Here is a 16,683-nt window from a genome sequence, read left to right as displayed (position 1 = left end):
GTTGGGCTTGGCCGGGCACGACCAACTGCACCACTTCATCACCAGCCCGGCCTGGGACGACGCGCCGCTCTGGCACGTCCTGGCGGAGAGGGCGGACGAGCTTCTGGGCGGCCCCGAGGCGGTGCTGGTGATCGACGACACCGCCCTTCCCAAGAAGGGTGATCTGTCGGTTGGCGTGGCGCGGCACTTAGTAACTGAGCGTCACCAGCTATCCCCTGCCTTGGTCGTTACTTTGCGACGGAGCAGCAGGTCACACCATTCCCCTTTCCACGGTCACGCCGACCGCGGCGACATCGTGGAAGGCGTCCGGCTTCTGGACAGTCACCCGCGCCGCCCGGATGCGCGGGTGACTGTCCAGGACCGCCGCCGCGCTCCGCTCTGCCAATGTCTCTGCCAGCAGCGTGTGTCCGCCCCCCGCCTCCGTGCGAACGAGGTTCACCAACACTCGTAGTCAACCACCCGGCGCAGGTCGTCTGGGCCTATGCCGCACGATACTTCATCCTCCTCCACAGAAAGCTCGACCCCGATCACGACCCGCTGCGTCGTGTCCTTCTCGCGGGGGTGCACGCCGAGTAGGGCCTGGACCTCAAGGCCGCGGGCGAAAACGAGGCGGCGACCGCCTCTGGCGCTCGGAGCGAAGCGGTCGCTCACGCCGCCACGCCCGCCCGTCTGGGCCGGACGCCCAGGACGTGGGCAATAGCGTAGGTCAGCTCCGGTCGGTTCAGCGTGTAGAAGTGGAACTCGTCCACTCCATTGGCCTGAAGGGTGCGGACCTGCTCGGCCGCGACGATGCTCGCCACGGTGCGGCGCACCTCGGGTTCGTTCTCGGTCCCCTGGAACATCGCCCCGAGCCAGTCGGGCACGGTCGTGCCGCACATGGCCGAGAACTTGGCAGCCTGAGCGTAGTTCGAGACCGGCATGATGCCCGGCACAATTGGGGCAGTGATCCCGGCGGCCAGGCAGCGGTCGAGGAAGCGCAGGTAGGTCGCGGTGTCGAAGAAGTACTGGGTGATCGCCCGCGTGGCCCCCGCGTCGAGCTTGCGCTTCAAATTGTCGAGGTCGTCCTCGGGGCTGCGAGCCGAGGGGTGGACCTCCGGATAGGCCGCTACCGAGATCTCGAAGTCGGCCACCCGCCGCAGGCCCGCCACGAGTTCGTCGGCGTAGCGGTAGCCGCCCGGATGGGGTTCGTAGGCCGTCCCAGGCGGTGGATCGCCACGCAACGCCACGATGTGCCGGACCCCGGCCGCCCAGTATCCCCGGGCCACCTCATCCACCTCCTCGCGCGTTGCGCCGACGCAGGTTAGGTGGGCGGCGGGCACGAGGTCCGTCTCGCTTGCCAGGCGAGAGACGGTGGCGTGGGTGCGGGCGTGCGTGCTGCCCCCGGCACCGTAGGTGACGGAGACGAAGCGCGGTCCCAGCGGCTCCAGCCGCCGGATGCAGGCCCAGAGCTGCCCCTCCAGCGCCTCCGTCCTGGGCGGAAAGAACTCGAAGGACAGGAGCGGTGGCGGCTGGTCGGCCGGACGCTCGGGAAGCGGGCCGACCCGCTTGCCGGACAGCCAGCGCTCCAGGGTTGGTGCCAGCGGAACCATGTTGCCCATGGGAGGATCCTCAGATGCGACGGGGCCGCCCGGCAGGACGGAGGAGAGAGGTGGAGCCGCGCCGGGGAGCGGCTCCACCCTGCTCGGGATCAGGCGACTTCGCGGACCTGCTTGGCCGCGGCGACCATGTTCACCAGCGCAGCCCGGGTCTCGGGCCACTTGCGAGTCTTGAGACCGCAGTCTGGGTTCACCCAGAGCTGCTCCGTCGACAGCCGCGACCGGGCGGCCGCCAGAAGGTCCGTCATCTCCTCCACGGCAGGCACGCGCGGGGAGTGGATGTCGTAGACACCCGGGCCGATCTCGGCCGGGTAGCGGTACTCGGCGAAGGCGCTCAGCAACTCCATCTTGGAGCGCGCCGTCTCGATGGAGATGACGTCCGCGTCCATGCTGCCGATGGCTGCGATGATGTCGTTGAACTCCGAGTAACACATGTGGGTGTGGATCTGGGTCGCGTCCGCGACGCCGGAGGAGGCGATGCGGAAGCTCTCGACCGCCCAGCCCAGGTACTGCTGCCAGTCACTCCGTCGCAGCGGCAGGCCCTCGCGCAGCGCCGCCTCGTCGATCTGGATGACCTTCGCCCCGGCCTTCTCCAGGTCCACCACCTCGTCCCGGATGGCCAGCGCGATCTGGCGGCAGGCCTGCTCGCGCGTCACGTCGTCGCGCACGAAACTCCAGTTCAGGATGGTAACGGGACCTGTGAGCATGCCCTTCATGGGCTTGTCTGTCAGACCTTGCGCATAGCTCCACCAAGCAACCGTCATCGGCTTCGGGCGGGAGACATCGCCGAACAGGATGGGCGGGCGCACGCAGCGGGAGCCATAGGACTGCACCCAGCTATGCTTGGTGAAGATGAAGCCCGAGAGCCTCTCCCCGAAGTACTGCACCATGTCGTTGCGCTCGAACTCGCCGTGCACCAGCACGTCGAGGCCGATCTCCTCCTGCCAGCGCACGGTGCGAGCCGTCTCCTCGCGCAGAAAGGCCCCGTAATCGGCGTCTGTCATCATGCCCTTGCCGTGGGCGGCTCGGGCCTTCCGGACCTCCTCGGTCTGCGGGAAGGAGCCGATGGTGGTGGTGGGGAAGGCGGGCAGGCCCAGCGCCCGGACCTGCAACTCGCGACGCGCCGGGAAGGCGGCGCCGCGCCGAGCCAGGGCGGCGTCGGCCGCGGCCAGGCGGGCCGCCACGGCCGCGTCGTGGATCTTGGGCGAGGTCTTGCGCGCCGCCGCGGCGGCCGAGGAGGCGGCCAGCGCTTCGGCCACGCCGTCCCGCCCGCCGTTCAGGGCGCGGGCCAGAGTGGACAGCTCCTCGAGCTTCTGCACGGCGAAGGCGAGCCAGCGCCGGACGTCCTCGTCGAGCGTCGTCTCCTGGGCGAGGTCGATCGGCGTGTGCAGCAGGGAGCAGGAGGGGGCGAGGACGATGTCGCGCGCCCTCGCCACCGGCTCCACCACGGCCAGGATCTTTTCCAGATCCGTGCGCCAAACATTGCGGCCGTCCACCACGCCGAGCGACAGCGCGAGCTCCTTCGGCGCCTTTGCCAGCACCGCATCCAGTTGCTCCGGCGCACGGATCAGGTCGATGTGCAGTCCTGCCACTGGCAGGGCCACAGCCGTGTCCAAGTTGTCGCCTAGCCCGCCGAAGTAGGTGGTCAGCATCAGCTTCACGGCGGGCGCGGCCTCGGCCAGCGCCCCATAGGCCGTGGCGAGCAGGGTGCGGTCCTCGTGGGTGAGGTCGAGCACGAGGCAGGGCTCGTCGATCTGCACCCAGTCGGCTCCCGCGGTGGAGAGGCGGCGTAGCACCTCCTCGTAGACGGGCAGGACGGCGCACAGCAGCTCCTCGCGGCTGACCTCGCCCGCCTGGCTCTTACCAAGGCGGATGTAGGTGACGGGACCGAGCAGCACGGGGCGGGTGTGGATGCCCTGAGCCTTCGCCTCCAGGAACTCGTCCACGATCTTGGTGGAGGAAAGCGCGAAGGCCTGCCCCGTCGAGAACTCGGGCACGAGGTAGTGGTAGTTCGTGTCGAACCACTTCGTCATCTCGGCCGCGGGCACGTCCACGACCTTGTGGGTGCAGCAGTGGCTGCAATCCGCGTGTGCCTCACCCTGGGCGCCGCGCGCCATGGCGAAGTAGGTGTCGAGGTCGACTGGCCCGCGAGTCCAGCCGTAGACCGCCGGAACGGCGCCCACCATCACGCTGGTGTCGAGCACGTGGTCGTAGAAGGAGAAATCACTGCTCGGCACGTGGTCTACGCCGAGTTCCTTCTGCCGCGCCCAGGTCCTGGCCCGAAGATCCGCGGCCACGGCCAGGAGCGCACCCTGGTCCGACTTGCCGGACCAGTAGCGTTCGAGGGTGGTCTTGAGCTCCCGGCGCGGGCCGATGCGGGGGAAGCCGAGCGATGCGACGGTGACGGACATGAACCTCGCCTTTGCTGTGCTGGCGAGGAGGACAGGTGCGAGGCATCACTCGGGTGTGCCCCGCCGTCGAGGCGGAGCCCGGCCGTGGGGCGCCTGCGACCTGACCGGGCACCCCGCCGGAGGACGTTATGTGCCGGGGCAGGTCTCCTGGCTCACGGGTTAGCGCTCCGGTCCGGCCTTCCCGGCGCCTGGGCATGAACCCTGGGGCGCCAGTGACACGTGATGGACCTCGGCTCGCCGCTCACAGTTGCGGGGGCAGCTCCGGCCTTGGCGTTCGCACGCCTGCACCAGATTCCCTCTTAGCCCCGGCGTAGGATCGCGCACCGGGGAACCTCGACATCGGCATCAGGACGCATCGAGCCCCCGAAGTCAATGAATATAAGGATATGTTTATGAGTAATCTCCGGTAGGCTATCCCCGCAGGAAGATGGAGGTCGCTTAGCACAATGTCGTGGAAATCCACGCCAAACCGATCAGCTCTGGGGTGGAGTTCCATGGTTAACCGCGATGCCTCTGGTGCTTGCTGGATCCCGCCCCCTTTTGCAGCTTGCAAATCTACATGTAAAATGTAGATATGATGTATGACTCAGCCCAAAGCCGTTGTTTTTGACCTCCTCACTGCGCTCCTGGACAGCTGGTCTGTCTGGGACGCCGCCGCCGGAACTGAGGAAGGCGGGCGCCGTTGGCGTGCCCGCTACCTGGAGCTGACTTACGGCTGCGGTGCTTATCGGCCCTATGAGATGCTGGTGGCCGAGGCGGCGCGCGAGGCTGGCCTGCCGCCTTCCGCCCCCGACGCGCTCCATGCCGGATGGGACCGGCTGCAGCCCTGGCCCGAGGCCCCGGCCTTGCTTCGGGATCTCAAGGCGCGCGGCATGCTGCTGGGCGTCGCCACGAACTGCTCCGTCGAGCTCGGCCGCCGCGCCGCCGCCCGTTGCGGCGTGCCTTTCGATGCTGTCATCACCTCCGAAGAGGCTGGGTTCTACAAGCCGCGGCCTGAGCCCTACCGCGCTGTCCTCGCCGCCCTCGGGGTAGAGCCACAGGACGCGCTCTTCGTCGCGGGCAGCAGCGCCGACGTGCCCGGCGCGGCTGGTGTCGGGATGGCGGTGGTCTGGCACAACCGCGTCGGCCTGCCCGCGCGTCCAGGCCCCGCCCCGCTGCGTGAGTCGCGGACCCTGGACGTGGCGCTGGAGGGCTTGGCGTGACTGCGACACCTCGCCTTCTGCTCGACCGCGAGCGTCTGGAGCGCAACGCCGCTCGGCTGCGCGCGCGCTGCGCGGCTCTTGGTGTCACGTTCCGCCCGCACCTCAAGACCGCCAAGTGCATTGAGGTGGCGCGCGTCGCCCATGAGGGACAAACAGGGCCGGTCACCGTCTCCACCCTGCGCGAGGCAGAGTTCCTGATCGAGGGGGGCTTCGCCGACTTCGTCCTGGCGACCGCGATCACGCCAGACCGGCTGCCACGCGTGGCGGCGCTTCAAGACCGAGGGGCGCGGGTCACCGTGGTCGCCGACGCCCCCACCATGGTGCGGGTGCTCGGTGAGTCGGCCGCACAGCCGGTGGACCTCCTGCTGGAGGTAGACTGCGGCGAGCATCGCTCGGGGACAGACCCCGATGGCACCACCCTCCTCGCCGTGGCCGAGGAGGTTGCCCGGCACCCAAATCTTCGTCTCCAAGGCGTCCTGACCCATGCCGGGCACTCCTACGGCACGGACGATCCGGCGCGCCTCGCCGACCTCGCGGAGGGTGAGCGCGCCTCGGCCGTGCGTGCGGCCGAGCGTCTCCGCGCGCGCGGCCACCGATGCTCCGTTGTCTCGGTCGGCTCCACTCCCACCCTGCTTTTCGCCCGCCACCTGGAGGGCGTGACAGAGGCCCGGGCGGGCGTCTCGCTCTTCTGGGATCTGGCGCAGCTCTCGCGCGGCATGTGCGGCTGGGACGACGTTGCCCTCTCGGTCGAAGCGGCCGTCATCGGACACCAGAGAACCTTCCCGGGCGCGGCGGGGGCACTGGTGCTGGATGCCGGGGCTCTCGCGATGAGCAAGGACACCGGTGCCAACGCCTTCATGCCCGACGCCCGCTTCGGGATCCTCGCGGACGCCGCCACGGGAGAGCGCCTCCCGCTCTCGATCGCTGTTCTGCATCAGGAGCACGGCACCGTGCCCGTGCCGGATCCCGGCTGGCTCAAGCGGCTTCCCCTCGGTGCGCGGGTGCGCGTGCTGCCCAACCACGCCTGCCTGACAGCCGCTGGCGGTCATGGCGGCTACGACGTGCACATAGGCGACGGCGTGCCGACGGCACGCTGGGCACGCTGCGACGGATGGTGAGCGTGCAGGTCGTCACCACGCCTGATCTGCCCCCGCCCGCGGGGCACTACGCCCACGCGGTGCGCGCGGGCGGGCTGCTCTTCATCTCGGGCCTGCTGGGCGTCCGGCCGGAGGAGCCCGGGGATCAGCTGCTGGATGCCGGTGCTCAGGCCGCCGCCGTGCTGCGCCGCCTGGGCCGGGTGCTGGCGGCGGCGGGGTTGGAGGGCCACCACGTCGCGCGCCTCGGCGTCTACGTCACCGATGTCACGCACTGGGTTGCGGTGAACGCTGCCTGCGCCGCCTATTTCGGCCCCCATCGCCCTGCACGAACGATCCTGACCTGCCCCGGCCTGCATCACGCCTCCCTCATCGAGGTCGACGCCGTCGCCGTCTTTCCGGAGCCCGTCGCATGATCCTGAGCCGCCGTGCCGTACTGGCCACCCAGATGATCCTCCCCGTCTCGCCCCAGGCCCAGGCCGCTTATCCGAACAGGCCCATCCGCCTCGTCGTGCCCTTCGCGCCGGGCGGGCCGTCGGACACCCTCGCACGCACCTTCGCCGAGCGCCTCTCGAGCATCCTTGGTCAGCCGATACCGGTCGAGAACCGCTCCGGCGCGGGCAGCACGGTCGGCAGCGATGCCGTCGCGAAGGCGGCGCCGGACGGCTACGCGTTGCTGTTCAACAACATCAGCCAGGCGACCAGCCCGGCCTTCTTCGCCCGCCTGCCCTTCGACCCGCTGAGGGACTTCGCGCCTGTCGGGTTGCTGGCCGAGAGCCCGGTGGTGCTGCTCGGCGCGCCGAACCTGCCGGTGGGCGACCTGCGGGCTTTCCTGGCCCTCGTTCGCGACCACCCCGGCCGCTACGACTACGGCAGCGCCGGGAACGGCACAGCGGCCCACCTGGCCGTGGCCAAGCTCCTCGCTTCGGCGGGCCTCTCTATGAACCACGTCCCCTACCGTGGGGTGGCGCCCGCCACGAACGACCTGATGGCCGGGACCATCGCCCTGGTCGGTGATACGGCCACCACCGGCCTTGGCCAGGCGCGGGGAGGCGCACTCAAGGGCTTGGCCGTAACCTCCGCACAGCGCCTGCCCCAGGCACCGGAGATCCCGACTGTCGCCGAGAGCGGCTTCCCAGGCCTGGCCGACTATACGATGGCCTCCTGGAACGTGCTGCTAGCCCCCGCGCGCACGCCGGAGCCGGTTGTCGCGCGGCTGAACGAGGCGGTGCGACAGGCTAAGGCTGACCCGACCTTCCGGGCACGGCTGGAGGAGCTCGGCAACACCCCGATGGACGACGCGGCACCTTCGGCGATCGTCACCTTCTTGGCGGTCGAGCAGGCGCGCTGGGGCGAGGTGCTGCGGGCGGCTGGTATCCGGGCAGACGGATAGCCGGACTTGCCGGGTGCCTCTGAGTGCCCGACATCACCGATATGACGACCCAACTCAGGACCACGGACGATCCCCTCCCCTCCATCGGTCCCGCGCGGGTGGTGGATGAGACAGTGGCCGCCCTGCGGCAGGCCATCCTCTCGGGTGACCTCAGGCCGGGTCAGAAGCTCTCCGTGCCCGCTCTCGCCCTCCGCCTGGGGATCTCCCGCTCTCCCGTCCGGGAGGCCGTGCTGGCTCTGACCGCGGAGGGCCTGGCCGTGGAGAGCCGACGTCGCGGTGTCGTCGTCACCGAGCTTGGCCCGAAGGAGACGGATGCCATTCACGAGGCGCGCGGTCCCCTGGAGGGCTTCGCGACGCGTCTCGCGGCGGAGCGGGGTCCCGTCGATCTCGGCGAGCGGTTGGATGCCATCCTGGCCGAGCAGGCCGAGGCGGTGGCGGCGGGTGACGAGGACGGATACTTCCGCACGAACGCCGCCTTCCATCGTGCGATCGCCGCGGCCTGCGACAACGCTGAGATCCACCGCCTTCTCCTCTCGCTGGAGGGACGCATGGCCTTGGCACTCCGGCAGGTTGCCGCTCGTCCCGGGCACCGGGAAAGTGGCCTCGAAGAACACCGCAAGGTCGTCGCCGCCATCAAGGCGCGTGATGGAAGCGGCGCAGAAACTGCCATGCGCGCGCACCTCGCCGCTACCCGTCAGCGGGTGGTGAGCACGCTGCACCCAGACGACCGAATGACCGTAGGCTCGACCTCAGCCATGTAGAGCTCCCTGTTCTCCGGCCGCTTCTTCAAGTTCCAGCCTGGGAGCAGATCTTCCGCTTCCGACCGATACTGTTGAAAAAGGCGCTGTTGGCTTCCGGCTAAGCCTGCCGCCTCGATCTGGCTATCGGCCCGAAGGCTGCTTGCGCATCAGCCTAGCAGGGCTGACGGCACACTGGTGGGGATCAGCTTGGCAAGCTTGCGCAGGTTCTGGGCGGCAGCGGCAAGGTGAAATTCATTGCGGGCACCGCACGGCCCTCGCAGCCGCAATTGGTCGAGGCGCAGGATGCGCTTGAGGTGGGCGAACAGCATCTCGACCTTCTTCCGCTCGCATCGGGAGACGGCATAGGCGTCGGTCTTGGCGATGTCGCGCGCCATGTCCCGAGCGCCCTCATGGATGGAGCGTAGAACCTTGCGGGCGGGGTGCTTCGGGCAGCAGCGCTCCTTCAGCGCACAGGGCCCGCAGTCGTGCTTGGTGGCCCGGTAGCGCATGAGGCCCTCGGCATCGACCCCGACCCGAGGCTGCTGGAACTGCCGCCGGTAGTGCATCAGCTCCTTCCCGGCAGGGCAGACGTAGAGGTCGCGCTCGTGGTCGTAGGCAAAGTCGGAGCGGCTGAACGTGCCGTCCTTGCGGGTGGACTTATCGAATACCGGGATGTGCGGCTCGATCCCTTGCTCATGCACCAGCCAGTCGAGCATGGCCGCCGAGCCGTAGCCGGTGTCGGCTACCAAGCGCTCTGGCCATAGGCCGAACGTCTCTGCCGTGCGGGTCAGCATGGTTTGTGCGGCGCCCACCTCGGCCTGACGCACGGCCGTGGTGGCCTCCACGTCCACGATGACGGCGTGCGCCACATCAATGAGGTAGTTATCGCAGTAGGCGTAGCAGGCGGGGCCACCCGCCGCGGCTGTCCAACGGGCGGCCGGGTCGATTGGCGAGATGAACTCCGGTTCGACCTCGGTGGCGGCGCCGAATGCGGCATCGTCCAGCACGGCCAGGTACTCGGTCACGGCGCGGGTGGTGCTCTCAGGATCCAGCGCCTCGCGGCTGGCGACGCCCTTCTGCCGGTGCGCATCGGCCCGGATCATGCTGGCATCCACCGCGAAGGCCTCGCCGCCGACGATGCCCTCGGCCATGCAACGCCGTACGGTGGCCTCGAACAACTGACGCAGCAGGTCGCTGTCGCGGAAGCGGCCGTGCCGGTTCTTGCTGAACGTCGAGTGGTCCGGCACCGGGCCGGTCAGGCCAAGACGGCAGAACCAGCGATAGGCAAGGTTGAGATGGACCTCCTCGCAGAGCCGTCGCTCCGAGCGGGTGCCGCAGCAGTAGCCCACCAGCAGCATGCGGATCGTCAGCTCGGGGTGGATAGAGGGGCGGCCAATGGTGCTGTAGAAAGGCTCGAGGTGTTGGCGGATGCTGCTCAGCTCGACGAAGCGGTCGATGCTGCGCAGCAGGTGATCGGCGGGGACGTGCTCCTCCAGGCTGAAGCCGTAGAACAGAGCCTCCTGCCGGATCGGCCGCTCGCCCATCATTGCCATACTCTCCGCCGTCCGGAGAACTGAATCAGCCTTGGGCGGTCGCCTCAACTGACTTTTTCAACACTATCGACCCTTTCCGGACCCTCGCTGCGGCCTGCCCCTCCTTACTTCGCCTCCCCAAGCGGTAGCCCAACGCGTCAACCACGCAGCCCTCTCGGCAGCGCCAACCTTGGCCTAGGCAATTGCCGCGGCGGCCGCTTCGATCGATGGGATCAGGACAGACCTGCGTGAAGCAGGGAGTGGATAGTGACGACCTATTACGGATCAGTGTCGTCGCAGCCGGTTTGGGCGGAGGTCAGCTTATCCCGCAGCGTCCGCAAGACCTGGAGGCTCGTCGTCAACGCTTCCGGCGAGAAGCCTTCGGCCAGCCTAGCGGCGGCTACGTCCCACACTCCGAGCGCCGCGTCGTAGGCGGCCTGCCCTTCGGTCGTCAGAACGACGAGTTGGGCCCGCTTGTGGTGCGGGTTGGCCACGAACGCCACCAAACCCTCCAGTGAGAGCTCGTTGACGATGCGCTGCACGTTCTGCCGGTTCGCGCCGAGGTCACGTGCCAGCCACGCCACGGGCCGCGGTCGGTCCGCGTAAGCGATGGCCCCCATGATCTGCCAGCGCGCGCTCGTCAGGCCGAACGGTCACACCATCCGGTCGCCCCAGACCAGCGTCGTGTTGTTGAGACGGAATAGCGTGAGAACGAGATCAGTCAGCGTTTCGGCGGCGGGTGTTCGACCGGGCATGCAGCAACCTCACCATCGACACCATGATGTCTATTTTGCAGATTGGCACCATGATGTCATAACGGCATCGGCTGGCACAGGACATCGTCTTGCTTCTTCCGGCTCAGCTCCTCGCGGTGATAGGATCGGCAACGTTCGCGGGCGTCATGCTCGCCATTGGGATAATCCTCGGTGGCTTCTGGCACGGTCTGCCGCCCAGCGAATTCCTCGCCTGGTTCCAGGCCCATAGCCACCTCATCCAGCGATCGATCCCCTTCGTCGTCGCGCCGACGATCGTCGGCCTGGTCGGAGCGGTGTGGCTGTCCTGGAACGATGCCATGGCCCGGGCGTGGTGGTTCGGGGCACTCACCTGCATTGCGACGGTGCTGCTCCTGACCGTGCTCTACTTCCTTCCGCTCAACGCGCGCTTCGTGAGCGGCAGCATCCCGGTTGCGGAGGTTCCCGCGGCACTCAACGATTGGCTGACGTTGCACTGGGTTCGCATCACCCTGGCTCTGGCCGCTGCCGCGTCCGGCATGATGGGCATGACCCGCTAATCGCCCCGTGCACGATCGCAACCTCGCGAAGGTCGAACAGCCGCTTCCCACCCCAGCCGTATGCTGTCTGAACGGCAACGTCCGGGTCAGGATCGCGACCATATTCTGCGAACAGTCGATCTGGGCGCAAAGCCGCCCCTGAAGGGCTACGCCCGTGGGGCCGACGGAGCGATGAGGACAAACTGCCCAAGCGTATCCCTAACAGCACTGTTGATCTGCGATGCTTCTCTTTCGTCGAGTGGGAGCCCCGGAAGCGCTGCCAGGGCTCCCAGCTGAACCTACCGCCTCTTGATCGCCAGCATGCCAGCAACCCAGCCGATCGCGCCTGCGATGAGCAGGGACGCCACTGGTTGCTGATTGATAGTCTGGGCCGTCTTGGACATTCCCGAGGAGGCTGGCGATGTCTTGCAGACCCGCAGGAGGCCCCAAAGCCCCTGGGGCACCGCCCACTTCAAGATGCCACTCCGATACGCGTAGTCCCCCGCAAGGTGGACCTTGAACTCAAAGGTTCGAGCGGTGCCCGTTGTGATAGCGGACTCCGAGGATACCCACGGCCCCTCTTCCTGGCCCAGGAACCGGTGCTCTCTCCAAGCGACGCCGTGGACAGTGAAGCTCTGATTCCGGGGCTTGTCGGTGGCACCGATGAGATGAAGCCGGACGGTGCTCTCCTCCGGCACAGTGAAGACCGGGGTTGCAGGGTTCGGGTTCGAAAGCCATCTCTCAGACCTGCCCTGCAGGACCCGCTGCATGTCGGGGCCAACCGGCTCGGACCTGTAGTTGAACCCCTTCTGTCCCTGATCCTCGTGGTCAGCCCTATCCTCACCATGGCTTGGGAGTTCGTCCGGGATGGGGATCAGGATGTTGCCCCGGAGATAGTGCCGGAGACCATCCTGAAGCAGCAGGACGACCTCCTCCACGCGCTGCTCTCCCTTGCCCGTTCCCGTGACCAGGGTAGCGCGAGGACCATCCCAGGCCTCCTGGTAACCACTCGCGGTTGCGCTGTCAGACTCGACCCACAGGGGTGTGGCATTCTTCGGTTCGACGATGAGCGCACCGATGAGGCCGTGATGCCTGTGGTTGCGGAAGTCCGCCATGTCCTGAAGGAGCAGCGGACCCAGCTGTTGCCCGCCATTGGGGTTAGGGTTCTCCGGCGAAGGCGGCGGCCGATCCGTCTGCCATTCGTAGACCACGGTCTGGCCCGGAGATGCGCTCTGGAGCCCACCACCTGTATTCCGCCCGACATTGGCGCCGTCGGACCTGGTCACGTCATAGCGGAGGAGATCCGCGTGCATTGAGACCTGGGAGGATACCGGGCGTTCCGGGCGCTGCAGGATCGCACTCCGTTCCTCAACAGGCACGCTTGGTGCAAAGGGCTCCGGCTGTAGCTTGATCCCTGGCGGCAGGCCGTTCGTGAGGCGCACCCTCACTGTCTCGCCTTCCCGGCAACGGAGTACCAGCGGCTCCACGCCATTTCCGGAGCAGGCTTGGCGAACCGGGACCTCAGTGCCATCGGGATCGATGATTTTCTCGAGCTGGTACACAAGGCCAAAGGGGTCAACGAGATCCGGGTCTCTGTAGACGATCCGCCTCATCTCAGCGTGGACGTGAAACTCTCTAATAAGACCAGACACCGTCGGAGCAGCGATGGGTGGGTTCCCGAGCTTCACGAGCCCGCCCGTCACAGCACTTCCGTCGGCTGCGTCATAGGCGCGGATCAGGCCCCAGCACCCTAACCAGAGATCGTCTGCGCTCGACAGCTTGTAGAGGTAGTCACCGGGTTGATAGGGCTCCCTCTGAATGAAGGTAAAGGCTTCTGCCAAGCCAAAGGTCTGCTGATTGCGGATCACGGAGTCAGGGTTCACCCGGAAGCGCTGCCAACGCATGCCGTGGATCTGAAAGCTGTGCTGCTCCTCGTGGGATCCCTGGACAAGGCGGAACCAGATGGGGTCGCCAGCGAACGTGCTGAAGCGCACCGTGTAGGGGTCGCGGTTGTATGGTGCTCCCGAACTAAACCAGTGAGCGGGATCCACCATCTCGGCGGGAGCAGCACCTGTCCGCAGGCGCTCGTGGATGGGATCATTGCGGTAGTTCAGGCCCATGACACCCTGATCACCGTGGCCACTCGGGTGATCAGGTGGATTCAGGGGCCTGTTGTCGCGGTCCCACATCGGGATAAAGTCTTGGATGCCGATGCAGAATTCCCGGTACCATTCGGGCGTCCGGCCCGGAACCCTGATGCGCGCTTGCAGACCGCTGACGATCTCCTGCGGCTTGGTCGGGTGGTGGAACTCTGCTCCGGGAGGTTCGACAATCAGGGCGCCGAACAGGCCATGCTTCTGCCGGAAGTTCGCGAAGAGATGGTCGTGAAAGAAGATGGTTCCGAACTCCTGGTCCAGCCACCAGCGGTAGATCATCTTCTTCCCTGTGGTTGGGCCACTGATGTAGTTCCAACCCACACTGGCACCGTCCGCGCAGATTGGGTCGAACTTCACCATGTGGACGTGCAGGGTGCATTCGCCCTCCCATGGCCGCTTCGGGCACGGGGGAAAGGCACGGTCGAACTCGGTCTCACCGATCTCCGGAGGCAGACCGTTGTGAAGGGTGAGATTCAGGATTTGCCCATGCTGCGCGCGGAAGAAGAGCGGTTGCTTGATGCCCGCATCCAGTGGCCGCCCGTCAGCATCTCGATAGTAGAGGTGACCTTGCTTATCGTGCCAGCCGTAACCATTGTACTCAACCGGCATCATGGCGACGGTGATGTCGTGGTCCACCTGGCGCGGGCCGTTCGCGCTGTAGGGTGACGGCCCGACCTTTGGCCACTCGACGTCCTGCCCAGCAACGAAGGGGTGGCGGGTGAACATCTCGCCGGGCACTGGCTTTCCGTTGAAGGCATTCTTCTCGAGTGCTGTCGGCACCTCCCGGTAATCGTAGTCACCCGGTCGCGGTTGGTTCTCCAGGGGCCAAGGAGGGATCGGGGACTTCTGGCGGAGCTCGCCTGGGATGTAGAGGGGATATCCAGGATGGGTTGCCGTGGGCGCAGGTGGCACGCGGCCTGGAAGCGGCCACAGACGCTGGATGGGGGTGCTGTCGGGATAGTGGTCGAGCCGTCGTCCAGCGTAGACGGGATCCGTGATGGCGATCAGCGGGCTTTCTACGCTCGCGTCCGCCCCTTTCTGCAGTGTCTCGAAGGTGCGGAACATGCCCCACATGCCCTCATGGAAATGGGGGTAGAGGTGGCAGTGCCAGATGACATCGCCTGCAACCTGATGACGGTTGCCTGCACCCCAGGCGAGCTCAATGGTATGTGCTGTCTGTGGGCTTACGGAGATTGCATCGATGCGGGGGGATGTTCTGTCCTCGGGGACAGCGTGCCACTCGTAGAGGTGGAGGTGGAAGACATGGGTCTCCTTTACCCCGGCATGGACAAAGCGGATCCGGACGGGGTCGCCGATATACGCCTTTAGGATCGGCGTCTCGGGATCGCCAAACATCCATGAACTGTGATGCTGCTCTTCGTTGAGAACAGGACGCTTCAACACGTGGCCATCGCGCATCCAGCGCCAGAGCGTTTGTTCGCGGTTCACCATGGGCTCCGCGCGATAGGAGACCGGCATGATGGGCAGGGGATCGTCCCCTGCGCCGTGACCACCGTGCCCACCTCCGGCACCTCCACCAGGGTCCGTAGCCATGCAGGGGTCTGGCACCACTTCCGTGTGCGGCGGCACGAACTCCGGCTCGTCGTGAAAGAAGACCACGAACTCGCGGTGATCCTCCGTGTGGAAGTCGTGATACTCTCGGGGTGCCTCCCACAGGTGGTCAGGCAGCGTCGTTGTGGACGTTGGAAAACCCCCGGATGGGACCTGACCACTTGGAATGACGTCGAGATAAAGGCCGTCCATCTCGCCTTCTGTCGAGTTGTGGCCGGTGGCGGGATCCCGCCAGATTGCATTCTCTGGTTCGACAATCAGGGCACCAAACAGGCCGTGGACATTTGTTCCATCCTCGCCGCCCGAGTAGCTGCCGCCATCATGGAACGGGAAGACGCCCTCGCTCTCACAGGTCCACTCGAAGGTGCGATTACCGCCGGGTGGCACGAGGGAGGAGGGGTTTGCACCGACGCCGGATCCATCATCCGACCGCACATCGTAACCTGGTCCGACAAGGTGCAGCCCGACCCAACGCCCCCCGATTTCATTGCGGAGTCTAACGCGCAGCTTTTTACTCTTGTTGGCTCGCAGGACGAGTGGGCGAACGAGCGGGTGCGGCTTTCGCGCTCCATCTTGCGTCGTCGGGAGCGGCATCCGGAGCCGCATCGCGACCAATGTCGCCTCGGCCTTGTACGGGTCTGCGTTCTTGCCGTCCGCCAATGCACGGATATATCGGAGCAGGGGGAGATTTCTATCGAGAGCAAAGATCAGCCCGTTGTGGTCATGATCTCCCTCTCTGTTGAAGTATATTGGCATCTGCAGAGCAGTGACGTGGTAATCGGCTGAGCCTGTCACGTGCTCGGTGCGAGCCGCTGCCCCTGTTTCGTGGGTCATGTTTCTCTCCGGCGGACACGGGAAAACAGGACGCGCAAATCCGCTCGAACTTCATGTTCGGCGAAGCCTTTGGCGGTGATCTGACAAAATGATTTCAGCCAGGATTAGGCGCTAATACGTCACCTTACGACGGCGCTGAACGCGTTCTAGTGGACACAGCACAGTCTTTGTTGACACGCTATCAGAGGTTGATTGATTAACTCGATGCAAGCACCAATTGTGCTGGCGCTCCCCTCTTAACGGGAAGGTGAGAGTTCTTGTCAGGCGTCGCAAACCTGGGTCACGTGCCCTCTGGCAGCCACCATCGGCTTGCTCCGGGCCGTCCTGTCCAACGACACCAATGAGAGGTACCGGGGTGGGTCCGGGGACAATCCTGTGGTCTGCGCCCCAACTCTGGTCCGGGGTCTATGCAAGTTCTCGGGCTGGTTGAGCTTGGTTGGCGAAGGCGTTCGGGGTCAAGTTCCCGAGCGCTGAGTGGGGTCGCTCCTCGTTGTAGTGGCACCTCCATTCCTCGATGCGGGCCCGAGCATCCGCCAGGGACAGGAACCACGAAGCGTTCAGGCACTCGGCCCGCAGGCGAGCGTTGAAGGCCTCGATGAACGCGTTGTCCGTGGGTTTTCCAGGGCGCGAGAAGTCGATCTCGACCCCGTTCAGGTAGGCCCAGTGGTCGAGCAGACGCCCGGCGAACTCCGGGCCATTATCAACCCTCAGGCTCTTCGGCTTGCCCCGGGCGCGCACGAGCTGATCCAGGATCTCGACCACCTGGGCCGCCCGGAAGTTGGCTCTCGGTGTTGTCGAGAGCCCCTCTCGCGTGTGGATGTCGACCACGGTCAGGATCCGGATCGGACGGCCGTCGAACAGCTGATCCGACATAAAGTCCATGG

The 16,683-nt window shown here is 66.4% G+C and carries 13 protein-coding genes, 1 pseudogene and 1 riboswitch; of the genes and pseudogenes, 7 read left to right on the top strand and 7 right to left on the bottom strand.

Translation table 11 applies throughout. The annotated features are described in order from the left end of the window. Nucleotides 1-181: pseudogene (locus D9599_RS28645) on the top strand (transposase); the annotation flags it as partial. A gap of 69 nt (nt 182-250) precedes the next feature. Here D9599_RS28645 and D9599_RS31730 read toward each other — a convergent pair. The 3 genes from D9599_RS31730 to metE form a co-directional block, all read right to left on the bottom strand. Beyond that, nucleotides 251-439: a dihydroneopterin aldolase gene (locus tag D9599_RS31730; protein WP_309228746.1), complete on the bottom strand. Its 189-nt coding sequence runs from the start codon at nt 437-439 to the stop codon at nt 251-253. Between the two features lie 208 nt (nt 440-647). Beyond that, nucleotides 648-1,598, bottom strand: a complete 951-nt coding sequence (gene metF, locus D9599_RS28635; RefSeq protein WP_198384738.1) for a methylenetetrahydrofolate reductase [NAD(P)H] — start codon at nt 1,596-1,598, stop codon at nt 648-650. Nucleotides 1,599-1,687: 89 nt separating this feature from the next. Next, a complete protein-coding gene (gene metE, locus D9599_RS28630; RefSeq protein WP_198384737.1) occupies nt 1,688-4,006 on the bottom strand; it encodes a 5-methyltetrahydropteroyltriglutamate--homocysteine S-methyltransferase in 2,319 nt (772 codons plus the stop codon). Nucleotides 4,007-4,125: 119 nt separating this feature from the next. Further along, a riboswitch (cobalamin riboswitch) is annotated at nt 4,126-4,357 on the bottom strand. A gap of 230 nt (nt 4,358-4,587) precedes the next feature. Between metE and D9599_RS28625 the strand changes: the two genes are divergently transcribed. From D9599_RS28625 to D9599_RS28605, 5 genes are read left to right on the top strand one after another with little or no spacing between them, the layout of a single operon-like run. Next, the gene (locus D9599_RS28625) at nt 4,588-5,208 is read left to right on the top strand and encodes an HAD family hydrolase (RefSeq protein WP_198384736.1); all 621 of its coding nucleotides are present in this window, start codon (nt 4,588-4,590) and stop codon (nt 5,206-5,208) included. Further along, nucleotides 5,205-6,326, top strand: a complete 1,122-nt coding sequence (locus D9599_RS28620; protein ID WP_198384734.1) for an alanine racemase — start codon at nt 5,205-5,207, stop codon at nt 6,324-6,326. Before D9599_RS28625 ends, D9599_RS28620 begins: the two co-directional genes overlap by 4 nt. 2 nt (nt 6,327-6,328) lie before the next feature. Then, nucleotides 6,329-6,718, top strand: a complete 390-nt coding sequence (locus D9599_RS28615; RefSeq protein ID WP_198384732.1) for a RidA family protein — start codon at nt 6,329-6,331, stop codon at nt 6,716-6,718. Next, on the top strand, nt 6,715-7,695 hold the full coding sequence (locus D9599_RS28610; protein ID WP_198384730.1) for a tripartite tricarboxylate transporter substrate binding protein: 981 nt from the start codon (nt 6,715-6,717) through the stop codon (nt 7,693-7,695). Before D9599_RS28615 ends, D9599_RS28610 begins: the two co-directional genes overlap by 4 nt. 23 nt (nt 7,696-7,718) lie before the next feature. Then, the gene (locus D9599_RS28605; protein ID WP_198384729.1) at nt 7,719-8,456 is read left to right on the top strand and encodes a GntR family transcriptional regulator; all 738 of its coding nucleotides are present in this window, start codon (nt 7,719-7,721) and stop codon (nt 8,454-8,456) included. Nucleotides 8,457-8,602: 146 nt separating this feature from the next. On the opposite strand, the gene D9599_RS28600 is transcribed toward D9599_RS28605, so the two are convergent. Both D9599_RS28600 and D9599_RS28595 read right to left on the bottom strand, forming a co-directional pair. Beyond that, complete coding sequence (locus D9599_RS28600; RefSeq protein ID WP_198384727.1) at nt 8,603-9,982, bottom strand: transposase; 1,380 nt, start codon at nt 9,980-9,982, stop codon at nt 8,603-8,605. Nucleotides 9,983-10,245: 263 nt separating this feature from the next. Continuing rightward, nucleotides 10,246-10,587 (bottom strand): MarR family winged helix-turn-helix transcriptional regulator, encoded by a 342-nt coding sequence (locus D9599_RS28595; RefSeq protein WP_198384726.1) that lies wholly within the window; start codon nt 10,585-10,587, stop codon nt 10,246-10,248. Nucleotides 10,588-10,811: 224 nt separating this feature from the next. Here D9599_RS28595 and D9599_RS28590 point away from each other — a divergent pair, with 224 nt between their 5' ends. Further along, nucleotides 10,812-11,258, top strand: coding sequence for a DUF1772 domain-containing protein (locus D9599_RS28590; RefSeq protein ID WP_198384724.1), 447 nt, complete (start codon nt 10,812-10,814; stop codon nt 11,256-11,258). Between the two features lie 278 nt (nt 11,259-11,536). Here the strand turns inward: D9599_RS28590 and D9599_RS28585 are convergent, their stop codons facing one another. Together D9599_RS28585 and D9599_RS28580 are read right to left on the bottom strand one after the other, a co-directional pair. After that, the gene (locus D9599_RS28585; protein WP_198384723.1) at nt 11,537-15,799 is read right to left on the bottom strand and encodes a multicopper oxidase domain-containing protein; all 4,263 of its coding nucleotides are present in this window, start codon (nt 15,797-15,799) and stop codon (nt 11,537-11,539) included. Between the two features lie 405 nt (nt 15,800-16,204). Next, the coding region (locus tag D9599_RS28580) for an integrase core domain-containing protein (protein WP_198384716.1) at nt 16,205-16,683 on the bottom strand (479 nt) is incomplete at its 5' end.

The organism is Roseomonas sp. KE2513 (assembly GCF_016107305.1).
GTDB lineage: Bacteria > Pseudomonadota > Alphaproteobacteria > Acetobacterales > Acetobacteraceae > Roseomonas.
This window is presented reverse-complemented; position numbering and strand designations above follow the sequence as displayed.